13 protein-coding genes are annotated in these 17,871 nt (G+C 57.2%); 7 read left to right on the plus strand and 6 right to left on the minus strand.

Annotation, left to right across the window (positions count from 1 at the left end; translation table 11 throughout):
* Positions 1-10 precede the first annotated feature (10 nt).
* The 4 genes from ACFPDR_RS10505 to ACFPDR_RS10520 form a co-directional block, all read right to left on the minus strand.
* Entirely contained in the window at positions 11-1,969 is a 1,959-nt protein-coding gene (locus tag ACFPDR_RS10505) for an ABC transporter permease (RefSeq protein ID WP_376911109.1), read from the minus strand.
* Entirely contained in the window at positions 1,963-3,141 is a 1,179-nt protein-coding gene (locus ACFPDR_RS10510; RefSeq protein WP_257113116.1) for an efflux RND transporter periplasmic adaptor subunit, read from the minus strand. Before ACFPDR_RS10510 ends, ACFPDR_RS10505 begins: the two co-directional genes overlap by 7 nt.
* Positions 3,142-3,482: 341 nt before the next feature.
* Complete coding sequence (locus ACFPDR_RS10515) at positions 3,483-5,678, minus strand: TonB-dependent receptor (protein ID WP_035270920.1); 2,196 nt, start codon at positions 5,676-5,678, stop codon at positions 3,483-3,485.
* Between the two features lie 12 nt (positions 5,679-5,690).
* The gene (locus tag ACFPDR_RS10520) at positions 5,691-6,803 is read right to left on the minus strand and encodes a YncE family protein (RefSeq protein ID WP_371477976.1); all 1,113 of its coding nucleotides are present in this window, start codon (positions 6,801-6,803) and stop codon (positions 5,691-5,693) included.
* Between the two features lie 217 nt (positions 6,804-7,020).
* Between ACFPDR_RS10520 and mutS the strand changes: the two genes are divergently transcribed.
* Positions 7,021-9,657 carry a DNA mismatch repair protein MutS gene (gene mutS, locus ACFPDR_RS10525; protein WP_060185671.1) on the plus strand — a complete coding sequence of 879 codons (2,637 nt, stop codon included), beginning with the start codon at positions 7,021-7,023 and terminating at the stop codon, positions 9,655-9,657.
* A gap of 236 nt (positions 9,658-9,893) precedes the next feature.
* The gene (locus ACFPDR_RS10530) at positions 9,894-11,084 is read left to right on the plus strand and encodes a JmjC domain-containing protein (protein WP_137431301.1); all 1,191 of its coding nucleotides are present in this window, start codon (positions 9,894-9,896) and stop codon (positions 11,082-11,084) included.
* 73 nt (positions 11,085-11,157) lie between these two features.
* Here the strand turns inward: ACFPDR_RS10530 and ACFPDR_RS10535 are convergent, their stop codons facing one another.
* Positions 11,158-11,289 carry a hypothetical protein gene (locus ACFPDR_RS10535; protein WP_274382996.1) on the minus strand — a complete coding sequence of 44 codons (132 nt, stop codon included), beginning with the start codon at positions 11,287-11,289 and terminating at the stop codon, positions 11,158-11,160.
* Positions 11,290-11,563: 274 nt separating this feature from the next.
* Here ACFPDR_RS10535 and ACFPDR_RS10540 point away from each other — a divergent pair, with 274 nt between their 5' ends.
* The 5 genes from ACFPDR_RS10540 to bioD all read left to right on the plus strand — a co-directional run bounded on the left by ACFPDR_RS10540 (position 11,564) and on the right by bioD (position 17,473).
* Positions 11,564-12,808 (plus strand): benzoate/H(+) symporter BenE family transporter, encoded by a 1,245-nt coding sequence (locus ACFPDR_RS10540; RefSeq protein ID WP_115634127.1) that lies wholly within the window; start codon positions 11,564-11,566, stop codon positions 12,806-12,808.
* A gap of 269 nt (positions 12,809-13,077) precedes the next feature.
* Positions 13,078-14,274, plus strand: a complete 1,197-nt coding sequence (locus ACFPDR_RS10545; RefSeq protein ID WP_376911110.1) for a cytochrome P450 — start codon at positions 13,078-13,080, stop codon at positions 14,272-14,274.
* Positions 14,271-15,437: an aminotransferase class I/II-fold pyridoxal phosphate-dependent enzyme gene (locus ACFPDR_RS10550; protein WP_376911111.1), complete on the plus strand. Its 1,167-nt coding sequence runs from the start codon at positions 14,271-14,273 to the stop codon at positions 15,435-15,437. The genes ACFPDR_RS10545 and ACFPDR_RS10550 overlap by 4 nt, the downstream gene beginning before the upstream one ends.
* Before the next feature lie 6 nt (positions 15,438-15,443).
* Positions 15,444-16,784 carry an adenosylmethionine--8-amino-7-oxononanoate transaminase gene (bioA, locus tag ACFPDR_RS10555; protein ID WP_226348569.1) on the plus strand — a complete coding sequence of 447 codons (1,341 nt, stop codon included), beginning with the start codon at positions 15,444-15,446 and terminating at the stop codon, positions 16,782-16,784.
* The gene (gene bioD, locus ACFPDR_RS10560; protein WP_137431305.1) at positions 16,781-17,473 is read left to right on the plus strand and encodes a dethiobiotin synthase; all 693 of its coding nucleotides are present in this window, start codon (positions 16,781-16,783) and stop codon (positions 17,471-17,473) included. The genes bioA and bioD overlap by 4 nt, the downstream gene beginning before the upstream one ends.
* 15 nt (positions 17,474-17,488) lie before the next feature.
* On the opposite strand, the gene ACFPDR_RS10565 is transcribed toward bioD, so the two are convergent.
* Positions 17,489-17,863, minus strand: a complete 375-nt coding sequence (locus tag ACFPDR_RS10565) for a FecR/PupR family sigma factor regulator (protein WP_022983511.1) — start codon at positions 17,861-17,863, stop codon at positions 17,489-17,491.
* Between the last annotated feature and the right edge of the window lie 8 nt (positions 17,864-17,871).

Genomic DNA, 17,871 nt, shown 5'->3' on the forward strand with positions numbered 1-17,871 from the left:
TGAGCCATGCTTACTCCCCTGCCAAAGCCTGAACGGGGTCCAGCGCGGCCGCCGTTCGTGCTGGCATATAGCCAAAAACCATGCCCGTCACCACGGCGCAGCCAAAGGCGCCCAAGGCCGCCCGCAAGGAAAACACCACATCCACCCCACCAAAAATCAGGCCGATACCTACCACAGCACCAGCCAGCACGCCCAGGCAGCCACCTGTAATCGTCAACAAAACCGCCTCAGTCAGAAACTGGCGCATGATGTCACTTTGCCGTGCACCGGTTGCCATGCGTATACCAATTTCCCGCGTGCGTTCACGCACCGTCATCAACATTACGTTCATGACCCCGATGCCGCCCACCACCAAAGACACGGCGGCAATCAGGCCCAGCATCATGCTCATGGCCTGACGCGTGGAAGCCTCTGCCTGCAAGCGAGCCGCTGCATTCCCGATTGAAAAGTCTTCTCGCCCGCCATGACGCTGTGTCAGCAACTGACGCATGTCTTGTTCCGCTTCCAGAACGGTGGAACTGTCCTGCGCATCAATCACCACATAGTCGGGCTGCGTCTGGGCCTGATACACACGGGCACGCGCCGCGTGATAAGGCACAAACACCATATCGTCGTAAGCCTGCGCGCCCGAATCGGCACCGCGCTCCTGCATTACCCCGACCACCTCAAAAGGTGAATTGCCGATCAGGAGCTGCTGCCCCAACGGCACGTCCATATCGGGGAAGAATTGCTTGGCAGCACGATGTCCCAACACAACCAGGGGAGCCAGATCCCGGTCCTCGGCATCGGTGTAGTAGCGACCTTGTGCCAGCTGCCAGCGATGAATATCCGGCATGGTTTCATTGGCGGCAAACACATACACCTGGCGGTCCACGCTGCCACGCCGCACGGTAATCGGATCTCCAATCACCGGCATGACACGTCGTATCAACGGCAGCTCGCCAATCGCCTCCAGATCCTCTTCTGTCAGCTGTCCCTTGGCGACCCCATTGGGCGGTGATGAACTGCTCAAGTAAATGATCGTGGTCCCCATCGTGCCCATCTGATCCATGACACGTTGGCGGGCACCTTCGCCCACCGCCAGCATCACGATGACCGAGGCCACCCCGATGATCACGCCTAACAAGGTCAAGGCCGTGCGATGACGGTTAATGAACATGCTGCGCAAGGCGCTGCGGGTAGCATCCTTGATCTCCGAAACCCAGGGCGAGCGGCGGTGCTCGGGCGGTGGTAAAGGCTGTTCAAGCTTGGGCTCGTTGGCCGTTTCTGGGCGGCTATCCGAGAGGATGCAGCCGTCACGAATTTCAATAATCCGGTCTGCCATCGCCGCGACTTCATGATCGTGCGTAATCAGGATAATGGTGTGACCAGAGTTCGAGAGCTTGCGCAGCAAGGCCATCACTTCTGCACCACTACGCGAGTCCAGCGCACCCGTGGGTTCGTCGGCCAGAATGACACGGCCACCGTTCATCAAGGCACGAGCAATAGACACCCGCTGCTGCTGGCCGCCGGACAACTGATTGGGCCGGTTATCCAGCTTGTCCGCCAGACCTAGGCTACTGAGTAACTCTGCGGCACGTGCCACGCGCGCGCCCTCATCCATTCCCGCGTAAATGGCAGGCATCTGGACATTTTCACTGGCGCTTTCAGTCGGAATCAGGTGATAGCCCTGAAAGACAAAACCAAAGGTCTCACGGCGCAACTGGGCCAGTTCATCAGGACTGAGCTGTGCGACATCCCGACCTTGAAAAAGATAGGTGCCGCTGCTGGGTTTATCCAGACAACCCAGCAGATTCATCAGTGTCGATTTACCGGACCCCGAGGCCCCCACAATCGCCACAAACTCGCCCGGCTCAATACTCAAGCTGACATCGAACAGAACCTGCACAGCAGGCTTAGTGCTGGGCGGGCCGCCATAGATACGGTTAATGTCCCGCAGCTCAATCAAAGGAGGTGCAGCCCCTACCATTGCAGCCACCGCCAGCCACGCTCAGGAGTGAGCACCGCCAGAACAACGTGCTCCCCTTTAGCCAGCCCGTTCACGACTTGTACCTGGTGACGATTGCGCACTCCCAGGTCGACCGGCTTTTCCTGCACCTTGCCCCGCTCCAGCACCGGCACCGTAAAAGCATCAGGACCACGATCAGGGTCTGGGCGTAAAGCCACCAGGGGTATCAGTAAGGCCTGGTCAGCACGATCAATCTCAAACAGCACCTGCGCCGTCATCTGCGGCATCAATTCGCCGTCTTCATTGGCCACATCAAACAGCACCGTATACATGATGGCCTGTGTGGCAGTCGGTGCCGCCGCCGTGCTTTCATCCTGAGTGCTGCCCTCTGGCGCAGGCATGATTTGGCGAACCTTGGCCTGCCATTGACGCGCCCGCGTTTCGCCCTGCTCTCCCAGAGTCGTGAAGGTGACGGTCATACCGGGCTTGATACGACGAATATCGGCCTCAGACACGCTGGTCCACACCGTCATGGTGCTCAGGTCTGCAATGCGCAGAATATTGGGAGTTTGATACGTGGCATTCAGCGTCTGACCTTCACGAGCCTGCACGCCAATGACCGTGCCACTCATGGGCGCGTAAATGCGCGTATAGCCCAAGCGTGCCTCATCGGCTTTCAGCGTGGCCTGAGTCTGCTCCATCTGCGCTTGTACATGCGCTACCCGAGCCTGCGCAGTCGCCAGATTAGCTTGGGCAATCTGAATATCTTCCTGACGGCTGGCCTGCTGGCGCTCCAGTTGACGCTGGCGAGCCAATTGCTGACGCGCCAATAAAAGCTGAGCCTGCTGCTCGGCCAACTGGGCCCGGAACGCGGCCAAGGAAGCGCGGCCTGCATCGACGGTGGCTTGCTGCACACTGGGATCGATTTCCACCAGCAACTGGCCCTGCTCAACCTGATCGCCCGGCGCAACCGGCAAAGCCGTAATCTGCCCGGACACCTGCGCACCCACGTCCACATAGCGACTGGGCTTCAAAGTTCCCACCGCAGCAACGGTAGCGCGTATATCACTTTGCTCCACGGCCACCGTTTCAAACTGCTCTGAAGAACGCCCAGCCTGTGCGGCAAGCGCCCCCAGCACCAGCACCGCCACCAGGGCCAACGCCCAGCGGCGCTTTACTGCTTTGGACTTCATAACTAATCCCAAAAAACCGTAGATCTGCACCCGCCGTATCATGCGCGGCAGGTGATCAAAAAAACAAAAGTGGTCAAGAAGGCAGGTACTTGCTTAGACCAAAACCGGCTCCACGCTACTTAGCAGACAAGGAGGTTCCCACCTAAACGGTGCAGTCAAGCGGACAGGGCAAGAGGTCCTTTTTCAGGCCTTCCTTATAAAGACGTTTGAGAGCCCACTTTCCGGACATTTATTTTGTAAAAGTTATAGCGATGGGCTTGAGGTAAGGGCGTCAAACATTTGCTGGACGCCCTATGTGGTGGAGAACAGGCAGGACTGTGCCCCCTTGCCCGGTCCTTTCCTTAAAACTCCGCCGAGACACTCAGCATGAACGTGCGTGGCTGCGACAAGACCAGATAGCCATTATTGGGATAGCCACCGACCGAAGCCCAATACGCCGTATCGGCCACATTCTCGACACTGGCCCTGAACGTCATGGGCACACCGGAAATCTTGCGCTGATAGCTGGCCCCCAGATCCCAACGCACCCAACCTGGCACACGGATCGCATTGGCCGAATCCGCGTAACGGGCACCGGTTGCCAGCAACTGCGTATCCAGCGACAAGCCTGTCACCTGCGGCACATCCCAGGTTAGGCCCAGACTGCCTTGCCAACGCGGCACGCCAATCACGCGCTGACCTTCGCTCAGCGGGTCACCCGTGTTTTTCTGCTTGGTGTCCAAGGCGGTCACCCCACCCAGAATGCGCAGGGAGTCCGTCAACTGGCCGTAAAAGCTCAGCTCCAACCCGTTATGGCGATCCTTGCCCGCTTCCACAAAACGCAGATCGTCGTTCACCACACCACGCGGTTTGGTCGTGGTGAAGAAGGTCAGCCCACCGCCCATGGAACCGTTGTCGTACTTGATTCCCAGCTCTTTTTGCTTGGCCACAAAGGCCGACAAGCGCTGCCCGGCGTTTTGAACCGGCTGATTGTTAAAGCGAGTCGGTGCCAGATCGCCTTGCGCCAGGCTTTCCGTGTAGTTGCCGTACAAAGCCCATTCATCAGTCAGCTTGAACACCACACCCGCAGCAGGGCTGGTATGTTGCTGACGATCTTTGCGCTGCAAGGCCTGGGTGCCATAGTCATAGCTGCGCGTTTCCATGATTTGATGGCGCAGCCCCAACATGACTTCCAGCCTGTCGTCCCAGAGATACATCAGGTCGCCCAGGGTATAACTGGTCAGTTTGGTGCGTCCCACCAAAGCGGGTGAACCCAAATCTCCCCCGGTATAAGCGAAGGGTGACAAGGCGTGATTCACAGGATCATAAAGATTACTTTCCTGCACGCTACCCATAGCCCAGGCATTTTTCTCTTTGTGGTCATACAAAGAAGCAGCAGCGACCAGCTCATGCAACACAGGCCCGGTCTCAAAACTGGCTCGCAAACCCAACTCGCCTGTTTTCACGTCATCACGTCGGGAATTGTTGAAACGCGAGAAGGTGGTTTTTCCAGAAACGGCATCCGTTACCGTCTGAGTCGCAAGCTGATTTTTTTCCTTGCCATCTTTCATACCGAAAGCAGCCCACAGGGTCATGGAATCATTCAGATCATATTCCCCGCGTACCGTCCCAAAAATGGTTTTCTCATTAGAGTAGGTCCAGGGTTGGGCGAAGTTGCGCGTGTGCGAAGGCAAGCCCGGCAAAGCGGACAAGCCCGCCTTTAAAGCCACATTAGGCCGGACTTCACGCAGCTTATGTTCTTGATAGCCCAAGTCCGCCGACAAACGCACACGCTCACCACGCCAATCCACCCCTACTGTGTACAGGTCCAGACTGGTGTGCTCATTGTCGACCGCCGTATCACCACTGCGTTTGATGGCATTGATACGAATGCCTGCCGCATCATCGGCAAAACGACGCGCAATATCCGCCTTGATCTGGCTTTGCCCGCCACTACCATAACCTGCACCGACCTTGGTCAGCGGGCTCTCGCCAGCCCGTTTGGGCAGCACATTGATCGTGCCCCCAATACCACCGCCGGAAGGCGCGGCACCGTACAGAAAGCCACCTGCGCCATGCAGCACTTCAATACGCTCGGCCAGTTCGGCAGCCGTCGCTTGCCGGGGCAGCAAACCAAACAAACCGTTGTAGGCAATATCATCGGACGCCGTCAAAAAGCCCCGAATGAAAAAACTTTCCTGAAAATTGCCAAAACCACGGGCCACGCGCACGGAAGGGTCATGGCGCACCACATCGGCTACGGTCGACGCCTGCAATTGCTCGATATAGCGGCTGGTGTAGCTATTGACGCTGAAAGGCGAGTCCATGTTTTCAAGAGAACCCAATATCCCCACTCGCCCGCCGCTGGCGACCTGACCGCCCGCATACTCCGGCAACAAGCCCTGACGCGACGCATCCGCACTGGCATTAACGGTAATGGTGGACAACTCCTGCGGCTGGGCAACATCCCTCTGGTCTTGCGCCTGAGCCTGACAATGAAGAGCAAACAGAGACAGGACAAGAGAGCGTCCCAGGCAAGGCTTGAATAAGCTGGTCATCACGATTACCTATCAAGCCTTGATGTTCTTCAGGTCAATACGCACCACACTTTCGCGCTTGCTGGCTTTGTACTGCGGAGTGGAAGGAGCTTTAACGGTGACGTACAACTGGCTATCCGGGCCCAGCTCCAGGCTGTTGGGGTTATCAGGCAAGTTGTATTGCGCCTTGATCGCATAGCTGCCGCCATCCAGCACAGACACTTTGCCTTGCTCGCGGTGAGTCAAATACAGCTCGTCGCGATCAGCGTTATACAGGACATCCATGGCATCCCCCACCGGCAGTTCCTGCAGCAATTTGCCGTTGCGGGCATCCAGCACATACACGGTTTTCTGGTCTTTGGTCTCGGTCACGTACAGACGATTGCGGCTGGAATCCAGCGCAAAATTCAAGAGCAAGGCGGGTTTGGCGCCCGCCGGTTTCCAGCGCTGTTCGATCTTGTTGGTTTGGGTATTGATCACCATCACTTCGCCGTCGCCATTGGCGGCATACAGACGATGCGATCCCGAATCTATCAGCAGACCGGTCACCCATTTGCCTGCGTTTTCAATGGTGTCGATCAGTTCCAGATTACGATCATCCAGCACCCAGATCACGGCCGGCGCACCTACGGCCCCCACATATACACGGCCTTGCTGGGAGTCGTGACGAATCGTGCGTGGCCCCATTTTGGTGTCATCAAAACTGGTATTGCTAAAGCGGACTCGCTCCAGGCTCCCGTCCTCTTTCAGCTCAACTTTGGAGACGGCAGCAGCCAGACTATTGGTGACGTACAGGGTGTCGCCCGACGCGTTCGTCGCCAGGCCGAAGTTACTTTCATCGGTATAAATCGTCCCCTTTACATCCAGAGTGATGGGGTCCAGTTTATAGATCACACCACCCCGAACCGAAGGCGCACGCTCTGCCGAGGCCACATACAAGGACTTATCAAACGGGCTGTAAACCGTTTGATAAACCCCGTAAGCCAGATCCTTGCGCAAAGCCCCTTCTGCCGTAATTGACGTCTTTTGCGCCAGCTCCGGCGTCAAGGGCAGCGAGACCGACTCGGACGGCTGGGCATGGGCAAAAGATCCGGCACTTAGCAAAGCGGCAGACAAGACAGACAAAGCAAGGCGACGTGTGAACATTTCAATATCCCGTGTTAGAAATAGAAGTGATTATCATTTGTATTATTGCATTAAGCACTTCCATGCTCAAAATCGGGATATCCCTGCACCTTAAGGAGAAACACGCGGGACTAAATCAGCCGCTTCCCTATCCCCCACTTGACTGCCCTCGCTACAATATCGACTCAGCCGCCTTCTGGGCGGCCTTGTTGTTGAATTCCCTGACCTGTACTGCGCTATGACTTCTGCTGCCGATCTGTCCGCCCACACGCCCATGATGCGTCAATACCTTCAGCTCAAAGCGGAGGCTGGCTCGCATCTGCTGTTCTATCGGATGGGGGACTTCTATGAGATGTTCTACGCCGATGCCGAACGCGGCGCACGCCTGCTGAACCTGACGCTGACCAAGCGCGGTTCCTCCAACGGCGAGCCTATCCCCATGGCTGGTGTGCCTTTTCACGCCATGGAAGGTTATCTGGCGCGTTTGGTGGCCTTGGGCGAATCCGTCGCCATCTGTGAGCAGGTCGGTGACCCGGCTGCCAGCAAAGGTCCGGTCGAGCGCAAGATCATGCGTGTGGTCACCCCCGGCACACTGACGGATGACGCCTTGTTGCCTCCCAAGGCAGACCGCCTGATTGCCGCCTGCACACTGATCAAGGTGCAACGTCAGGAAATGGTGGGGCTGGCCTGGATGAACCTGGCCAGTGGCGAGTTTCTGGTCAGCCAGTGCGAACCGGACATGCTGGATACGGAACTGAATCGTATCGGCCCGGTAGAACTGGTCTATCCCGAATCGCTGCGCCCTGCCCCGGAACTGCCGCAAGCCAGTTGCCACACCCTGCCGGATTGGCACTTTGCACAGGACGGTTCACGCGAAACCTTGCTGGACCATTTTGACCTGGATTCTTTAGCCAGCTTTGGTCTGGACGATCTGCCTGCGGCGACGGCGGCAGCCGGAGCCTTGCTGCGTTATGTCGGCAGCACACAATCTCAGTCCCTGGTCCACATCACCGCTATCCGCGTTCAGCACAGCTCGGACTTTCTGGTGCTGGATGCCGTCACGCGCAAGAATCTGGAAATTACCGAAACCATTAGCGGTGAAACCAGCCCAACCCTGTTCTCCACGCTGGATCATTGCCAGACCCCTATGGGCAGCCGTTTGCTGCGCCGCTGGCTGCATCACCCCTTGCGCTTGAACCACGCCGTTCAGCAGCGTCAGGATGTGGTGTCCCTGTTCTTCCAAACCCAGCAAAGCGCCAGCTTGAATGCAGGCGATCCTTTGGGTGTGCTGCGCCATGCCCTGCGCCGCTTCCCGGACCTGGAGCGTATTGCCACGCGTATTTCGCTACGCAGCGTGCGTCCTCGGGAGCTGGCCAGCTTGCGCGATGCGCTGGTGACACTGCCTGAACTACGTCGGGAGCTGGAACAGAACTTTGCTCAGTCTGAACACTTGCATGGGCATTTGTTAAGTCTGGCTCTGGACCCGGAGCTGGCTTCCTTGCTGCAGTCTGCCATCGCCTCCGAGCCCGCCTTGCTGATACGCGATGGTGGTGTCATTGCCGATGGCTACGATGCGGATCTGGACGAGCTACGCAGCCTGGCCAGCGATAGCGGCGATGTGCTGGTGAAGATCGAAGCCCGCGAACGCGAGCGCACCGGCATTGCTACCTTGCGCGTCGAATACAACCGTGTGCATGGTTTCTTTATTGAAGTCAGTCGCGGTCAGGCCGACAAGGTCCCCGACGACTACCGCCGCCGCCAGACACTGAAAAATGCCGAGCGCTTCATCACGCCTGAATTGAAAGAGTGGGAGGACAAGGTCCTGTCCGCCAAGGACCGCAGTCTGAGCCGCGAGAAGTTCCTGTTCGATGAATTGCTGGACAAGCTGCAAAGCTATGCAGGCCCCTTGGCCTTGTGCTCCAGCGCCCTGGCCGAACTGGATACCCTGTCCTCCCTGGCCTTGCACGCACTGGACAATAATTGGGTCGCCCCCGAGCTGACCGAGCAAGCTGGCATCTGGATTGAAGCAGGCCGTCACCCTGTGGTGGAGCACAGTATCGAGCGCTTCACGCCCAACCATTGTGAAATGCACGCGCAACGTCGCATGTTGCTGATTACCGGCCCGAATATGGGCGGTAAATCCACCTATATGCGTCAGGTTGCCCTGATTGCCTTGCTGGCCCGCATCGGTAGCTTTGTACCGGCAAGCACAGCCCGTATTGGACAGATCGACCGTATCTTTACCCGTATCGGTGCGGCGGATGATCTGGCTGGTGGCCGCTCTACCTTCATGATGGAAATGACCGAAGCAGCAGCCATTCTGGCCGGTGCCACCCCCTACAGCCTGGTGCTGATGGATGAAATTGGTCGCGGCACCTCCACCTATGATGGTCTGGCCCTGGCCTGGTCCATCGCGCATCGCCTGCTCAGCCACAATCAGGCACTGACCCTGTTTGCCACGCACTATTTCGAAATCACGCGCCTGCCCAACGAGCTGCCTGCCGCCGCCAACGTGCACTTGGCCGCCGCAGAATCGGCCTCCGGCATTGTGTTCCTGCACGAAGTTCAGGAAGGCCCCGCCAGCCGCAGCTACGGGATTCAGGTTGCACAGCGCGCCGGCATCCCCTCCGCGGTCATCCGCCAGGCCAGCCGTGAACTGAGCCGTCTGGAAGCACAAAACGATCCTAGCGCACAACTGGACTTGTTCAATGCAGGCAGCGCTCCGGAAGCCACGGTCGCCGAGCCTGACCCAACCACAGAAAAAGCACTGGACTTGCTGGATCAGTTCAAGCAACTGGATGTGGATGACCTGAGCGCACGCGACGCCCTGGATTTGCTGTACCGCTGGAAAAAAGAGATGAAGGCGACGGGTTAAACAGTCCAGAAGGGAGCCCAAGAGGCTCCTTTTTTTATGTGGTTTTCCGAGGACCGTTGGCGAGCAGATCGACAATCAATCATTCTTAGACTCCTACCGTGAGTCAATCACTCTATATCGCGAGTATTTCTCTGGATTCTTTGCGCTGGATACGCCTGATACGCAGGCTAGCCATACACCGGGACAGGCCGGATCAGTTAAGCTACGGGCTAATTTAATTCTTGTTCGGGCAGTCCATGACTATCGACCAGCCATTGACCCTTTTGGGCGGCATCAGCGCGCATGAGTTCATGCAAACCTACTGGCAACGCAAACCTTTATTGATACGCGGCGCCATCCCTAATTTCAAGCACTCGCTGAGCATAGACAATATCCGCGAGCTGGTAACGCGTGAAGAAGTCGAGTCGCGCCTGATCATTCATGACGGCGAAGACTGGGAAATGGAAACCGGGCCTTTTGACGAGCTGCCGCCCGCCTCGCAGCCCAACTGGACCGCCCTGGCACAAAGCGTGGATCTGCACGACGACAACACCGCCGCCCTGATGCGTCAGTTCCGCTTCATTGGCGATGCCCGTCTGGACGACGCCATGATCAGCATTGCTTCTGACGGCGGTGGCGTAGGCCCACACTTCGACAGCTACGATGTGTTCCTGCTGCAAGCCCACGGCAAGCGTCACTGGCGTATCAGCCAGCAAAAAGACCTGAGCCTGGTGCCCGACCTGCCCTTGAAGATTCTGCGCAATTTCCAGGTAGAAGAAGAGTTCACGCTGGAACCCGGCGACATGCTGTATCTGCCCCCGCACGTGGCACATGACGGGATTGCAATTGGCGACTGCATGACAATTTCCATCGGCTTTCGCTCGCCTACCCAGGCAACGCTGGCCCGTGGTTTGATGGATGCCGCCTCGGATCAGTTGGCCGCCGCCAGTGGCGAAGGCTTTGGCTTGTATGCCGACCCACCGATGCCCATGCCCGAGAGCCTGCAGCAGCGCTACACCGACCCGGATGCCCAGGCCAGCACCACACCTGCCGCCTTGCCGGAGAAGCTTGTTCAGAAGTCGCTGGATGCCTTGAACGCCATTCGTTTTGACGAAGCATTGGCCTCACGGTTCCTGGGCGTCTGGCTGACCGAATTGCCCAGTAATAGCTGGTTCGACATTGCCGAAGACCCGGTTGATCTGCATGACCCCGAGCTGCCTGCAGGCCGCTTGGCTTTGGATCGCTGCTCGCGCATGATGTATCGCGGCGATGAGCTGTATATCAACGGTGAGGTCGCCCCCTGCCCCGCCAGCCCGGCCCTGAAACAATTGGCTGACCAACGTGAACTCTTGATCCCCGGCGACAGTTTCGAAGCCCTGGATGAAGATGAACGCGAAATGCTGAATGCCTGGCTGGATGACGGCTGGCTGCAGTTCAAGGAAAACTGAGCACTGAGCCACTAACTCTGGCGAGTTCAGAAAAGAAGCGGGGCAGCTTGCAGGCTGCTTCGCTTTTTTATTGCTAACACCTCAGGAATCGAAAAACCGATACATTTGCCGGTTGCAGTTGCAGTTGCAGTTGCAGTTGCAGTTGCAGTTGCAGTTGCAGTTGCAGTTGCAGTTGCAGTTGCAGTTGCCACAGTATTTTATTCACGCCATCCAGCAAGAAAAAGCACTATCATGAACAACGCGATTCAGAAGACGAGCAATCCGTCATAAAGCCACCATTAGTGGCTTTGCAGCCGAGCTTCAATCCAGCTCGGGCCACATTCAAAATCACGTAGCCACCCCGCTCAATCTAGTCAGGCACCTACCCAACTCAAAAGTGGTCTGCCCTACATCTAGAAAGCGTCCTATCTGGCCAGTCCATTTAATCGCTATAAATAGTGCTCGTTTGTCATCTCTCCTTTTGGAAAGCGCAGAGCACTATGTCTACCTCCCGATCGACCTCATCCTCTCTAGTCAGCGACCTGATCCCGCCTATCGTGGCCGGTCTGATCTCGGTCATCGTCAACTACGGCGGCACCTTTATTCTGGTTTTCCAGGCCGCCAAAGTAGCCGGCCTCAGCCCTGAGCTGACCGCCTCCTGGGTCTGGTCAATTTCCATTGGTGTGGGTGTTACCGGTTTGCTCTTGAGCTGGGTTTCGCGCGAACCCATCATCACCGCCTGGTCCACGCCCGCCGCTGCATTTCTGGTTACGGCTCTGGCCACCACGCCATATGAAGAAGCCGTCGGCGCCTACCTGATCTCGGCAGCGGCCTTTGTCGTCCTGGGCCTGTCCTCCTACTTCGAGCGCCTGATCCGTCTGATCCCCAACGGCATCGCTGCCGGTCTGCTGGCCGGCATTCTGCTGCAATTTGGCATTGGCGCATTTGGCAGCATGACACTGGACCCGAAACTGGCAGGTCTGCTGATTCTGGCCTACCTGATCATCAAACGCTTTTCCGCACGCTACGCAGTGGTCGGCATTCTGATCCTGGGCCTGAGCTTCCTACTGCTGGAGCATCGCGTAGACCTGAGTGGCCTGAAACTGGAACTGGCCGCGCCGGTATTCACCATGCCAGTATTCACCCTGAATGCCTTGCTAAGCGTCGCCTTGCCCTTATTCCTGATCACGCTGACCGGCCAATACATGCCCGGCATGCTGGTCCTGCGTAACGACGGTTTTCGTACCAGTGCCAACCCGATTGTCTGGGTGACAGGACTGGGCTCGCTGATCATGGCTCCCTTTGGCTCCCATGCCATGAACGTAGCCGCCATTACCGCCGCTATCTGCACCGGGCCAGAGGCGCACCAGGATCCTTCCAAACGCTGGGTTGCCGGGATTGCCGCCGGTGTGTTCTACATTCTGGTTGGCGTTTTTGGAGTAACCCTGGCCGCTGTGTTCATGGCCTTCCCTGCAAGCTTTATTACCACGCTGGCGGGCTTGGCTTTGTTGGGCACCATTGGCGGCAGCCTGGCGGGAGCCATGGCAGACGTCAAATCGCGTGAAGCAGCCTTGATTACCTTTTTGGCATCAGCCGCCAATATCACCCTGTTCGGGATTGGCGGGGCTTTCTGGGGCCTGGTGATCGGTCTGCTGGCGTACTTTATTTTGAATGGAAAGTTGCCGCAGCGAAAAACGGAAAAGCTGGGTACTGAGGGGCTTCCGGCGGCGTCTGATGCTCGGTAACTCATAAAAACCTATTCAGGCCAGAACAGAGTTTCTGGCCTGAATGGCAAAAACATTCCCCTTGCCCATGCAGGATTACTGCCTTGAATACCACTGATTTTATTGTAAAAACTAGTCACAAAAAACTCATCAATAAGCACTATAAACCTGCAACTTATCCCTACTGCAGGCAAAAAACCCTGTAAGAATTAATAGACACAATCTATTGACTGCCTCTTCCACGCTCAAGTGCTAGCCTGCGCTGGCTTTGATCTTCAGGAAACGGTGTCATGTTTGGCGATTTCGATCTTGCGTCACCCTATGCGGCTTATGCCCGTCTTCGTCAGGGGCCGCCTTTGGTTTGGGATGCGGATTTCTGCGGTGGGGCCTGGTTAGTTCATAGGCACAGCGATGTACAAGCTGCCCTGCGCAATCCCGATTTAAGTGTGCGGCGTGTTGGCGGGTGGGTGGCCCAGGCTGGCGCTGATCCTTCCCCTCGTTTGCAAGCCTTCAAGGGCTTGATGGCCAGGACACTGGTCTTTCTGGACCGCCCCCGTCACACACGCGTCAGACGAGTGGTGAATGCGGCTTTTAGTGCGAAGGCTTTGGAAACCCTGCACAGCACGATTGAAAAGCGCGTTACGCACATCCACCTGGAGTTAAAAGACAAGCTGCGGCACGGTTCAGTGGATCTGGTTGATGAGGTCTGTCGCCCGCTCCCCGCCTTAGTCATGATGGACGTGCTCGGCTTGGAGCAACTGCCTTTGTCTGTTTTTCAGGCCTGGTCAGAGCAACTGGCAGGTTTTATCGGACAAGCCACGCCGGATATGCCTTTGCTGAGAAGCACCCAGGACGCCTTGCTGGATATGGCTGACTTTCTAGGCAACAGTGCCAATCTGCAAGAAGGCGGGTTGGCCTGGCGGCTTTTGCATAATGAGCAGCTTTCCCTTCAAGGCAGGCGCGAGCGCTTGGCACAGTCCTGTATGTTGCTCTTTGCAGGCTATGAAACCTCCCGGCATCTGCTTAGCTCCCTGTTTCAAACACTGCTGGCCGACTCCACAACGCTGCAGGACTTGCTAGCGAATCCGCAGAAAATTCCTGCCGCGATCAAAGAGGTGCTGCGTCACGACAGCCCGATTCAGTACACAGCCAGACGTTTGATGCATGACCAGCACTGGCATGGTCAGCATTTGCGCAAGGGGCAGTTGCTGCTTTTGCTCTTGGGCGCTGCCAACCGCGATCCGGCGGTGTTTGCCAATCCCGACGATCTGGACTTCAGCCGCAACAATCAGGCCGAGCTATCCATGGGACACGGAATTCATCATTGCCTGGGAGCCGGTTTGGTGCAGCTGGAAGCCAAGCTCGTACTTGAGCAATTCCTGCCTTTGCTCCCTCGCCTGCAATGGACGCAAGGTGAGCGTATTCGGCTCCCCGCCTATCGGGGCTGGAACCGCTTGCCGGTTCAATACCGGGCGGCACAGTCATGAGTGCTTTTCTCGTTCATCTGGATCAACAACTGGAAACTTTGAAGACCAGGAAACTGTGGCGCCAAAGAGCAATCAGCCGCCCCTTGCCAAACGCCCATATCGAACGCAATGGCCAGGTCTTGCTGAATTTCGCCAGCAATGACTATCTGGGCCTTAGTCAGCATCCACAACTCAAACGGCTAGAAGCACAAGACGTCGCCGGAGCGACGGCATCCCCGCTGATTTGTGGGCATCATGCGCTGGCTCAAGCACTGGAGCAGGAGCTGGCTGAATGGAGCGGCTTCGAGGCCAGCCGTCTTTTTGTCAGCGGTTATCAAGCCAGCTTGGGCGTGATTCCCGCGCTGATCGGAACGGGCGACACGATCTTTTGTGACAGGCTGAACCACGCCAGCCTGATTGATGCCAGCCGCCTATCCGGCGCTCGTTTAAGTGTCTATCCCCATAGGGATATGGCACGGCTGGATGATTTGCTCGGCAGGCCAACACCAGGCTTCAAACTGGTGATCTCGGACAGCCTGTTCAGCATGGACGGGACAATAGCCCCGGTCGATGAGCTGATCGCCTTATGCGAACGCCACGATGCCTTGCTGTATCTGGACGATGCACATGGTCTGGGAATTTTGGGTGAGAACGGACGCGGAGCGCCTGAGCATTTCCAGCTCACGACCACGCAGCGGCGACGTCTTATTTATCTGGGGACGTTTGGCAAGGCGGCCGGTCAGGGTGGTGCATTTATTGCCTGCTCCCGCAAGCTGGCCGACTGGTTCACGCAATCCGCCCGCAGCTATGTGTACAGCACCGGCTTGGCCCCGGCGCATTGTGCGTCCTTGCTGGCCTGTCTGCAACTGATCAAACAAGCCCAGCCCCAGCGGACCTTGTTGAAAGAGCATATCCAGACGCTGCAAACCTTGAGCCAGGATCTGCCCTGGCGTCTAGCTCCCTCCGATACGCCCGTGCAAAGCCTGTTGATTGGCGAGGTAGAACCTGCTTTGCAACTGGCCGAAACCCTCCTGCAAAAAGGTATTTGGGCACCGGCCATACGCCCGCCTACCGTTCCCCGCCATCAAGCCCGATTACGCATATCCCTGTCTGCCACCCACCGGCAACAGGACATTGAAAAACTAGTCCAGGCACTACATGAAGCCGCCCACTCTTTACGGTGATTTGCCATGAACTCAAACTCCTTTCCCCCTTTGGCCCAACGCAGCCTGCAAGCGGTCTGGCATCCTTGCACTCAGATGCAGCATCACGATCAAGGCGTGCCGCTACTGGCAATCAAACGCGCCCAAGGCGCCTGGCTTCATGATGCCGACGGCAACGCCTATCTGGACGCCATCAGCTCCTGGTGGGTGAATCTGTTTGGCCATAGCCACCCGCATCTGGTGCAAGCCATTAGCGATCAGGTTCAGCAACTGGATCACATCATGCTCTGCGGCCTGACCCATGAGCCGGTTGTGCAGCTTTCCGAACGATTGGCCGCCTTGAGCAGCCATCGTTTAGGGCATGCTTTTTATGCCAGCGACGGTGCTTCTGCGGTTGAGATTGCCCTGAAGCTGAGCGTGCACTACTGGCGCAACCAAGGCCAGGAACACAAGCACCGCTTTGTAGGCATCGCGCAGGGATACCACGGCGAAACACTGGGTGCTCTGGCCGTGACCGATGTGCCCTTGTTTCGGGAAAACTACGGCACACAGCTGGGCCAGCAATACACCGCAGCCAGCCCCGATCTGCGTCAAGCCACTAGCCCGGACGAACACACGCAGGTCACCGAAAACGCATTGCACTCGCTGGAGCAGATTCTGGATGGTCATCAGGACATTGCCGCCGTCATTCTGGAGCCGCTAGTGCAATGTGCGGCTGGCATGCACATGCACTCCCCCGACTATCTACGCGGCGTGCGCGAGCTGTGTGACCGCTATCAGGTGCATTTGATTCTGGACGAGATTGCCGTGGGTTGCGGCCGTACCGGCACGTTCTTTGCCTGCGAGCAGGCCGGTATCTGGCCTGATCTGCTGTGTCTCTCCAAAGGAATTACCGGCGGCACGCTGCCCTTGTCCGTAGTGCTATCCAGCCCCTCGATTTATCAAGGGTTTTATGACCAGGACTTGCGCCGAGGCTTTCTGCATTCCCATTCTTATACCGGCAATCCCCTGGCCTGCCGAGCCGCGCTGGCCACGCTGGACTTGTTTCAACAATATCCTGTCTACGAGCTGCAAAAAACGCTGGGGCAAGCACTTGATGAAGGTTTGCATAGACTGAACCGGCACTATCCCAAGATGCAGCATCTGCGCCGCTGCGGGGTAATCTGGGCCTTTGATCTGGACACGGGCCCAGCTCGCTATGATCACCAGGGCTTTGCCCGGCGCTTTTACCGCTCTGCTTTGCAACAGGGACTGATGCTACGCCCTATCGGCAATACGGTTTACCTGATGCCCGGCTATCTCTGGGGCACAAAAGAGGTGGAGCATTGCCTGCATGGGCTGGGTCGTCTGCTGAAGGAATACGCATGAGGGCCTGCTTTGTGACGGGCACCGATACGGAAATTGGCAAAACGCTGGTCAGCTCGGCTTTACTTCATTTACTAAGCCAAAGCGGCGCGCGCACGCTCGGCATCAAACCCATTGCTTCGGGGGCCGTAGAGGTAGAAGGACGTTTACAGAACGAAGATGTGGATGCACTGGCGCGGCATTCCAGCCTGAAGCTCGCTCCCGAAACCCTGACACCGTACTTGTTTAAGCCCGCTGCGGCACCCCATATTCTGGCTGAACAAGCAGGAATCGAAATAGACCCGGCTCTGATCAAAACAACGGTTCAAACGGTGGCGAAGCAGGCCGATTATACAATCGTTGAAGGAGTAGGAGGCTTCATGCTGCCCTTGGGGCAAGGGCGGACAGGCGTAGATTTAGCGCAAGTCTTGCAACTACCTGTGGTGCTGGTTATCGGTCTACGTTTGGGTGCCTTGAATCACGCTTTGCTGACGGCTCACGCCATACGCGCCAGCGGCTTGAACTTGCTGGGCTGGGTCGTCAACCACATAGCGCCGGAGATGAGTTATGCCCAGGAGAACCTGCAAACGCTGCATGACTATCTGCCGAGCCCTTGCCTGGGTGTCATTCCCAGATTGGAAGCCACAACACTGGATGAGCGTATCCAGCAAGCTGCGCAATATTTACGCTCGCCTTGGGAAGATAGAGAATAGGCCTTTGGACAGGGCTTATAGAAAGTAGCTACCTACACTCCCCAGAAACGCCACGCCTAGCAGTAGACACACGGCGCCACCCAAGGCAAAGCGCAAGGCCGGGTTGGTGGACCAGGCGTCCAAACAGCTATTTAGCAAACGTTGACGCCATGTCCCCGACCCTGCCGCGCCTGCGGCTTGCCGGGAGTTTGCACGCAAACGACTCAGATGCTCCTCGCTGATTCCATCCATGGCTTCCCACTCCAGCTTCCAGCGCAAGAAGGCGGCCTGATGCTCAGGATCAATGGACAACCAGGCCCGGAAAGCAGACTGGCTGCGGGCATCGTTCTGATGTTTGGGGTCGTGCTGTTTGAGCAGCCAGCTCAAGGCCTGCTCATCAATGTGCTGCATGTGTTCGT

The organism is Alcaligenes sp. GCM10023179 (genome assembly GCF_042653705.1).
Classification (GTDB): Bacteria; Pseudomonadota; Gammaproteobacteria; order Burkholderiales; family Burkholderiaceae_B; genus Alcaligenes; species Alcaligenes phenolicus.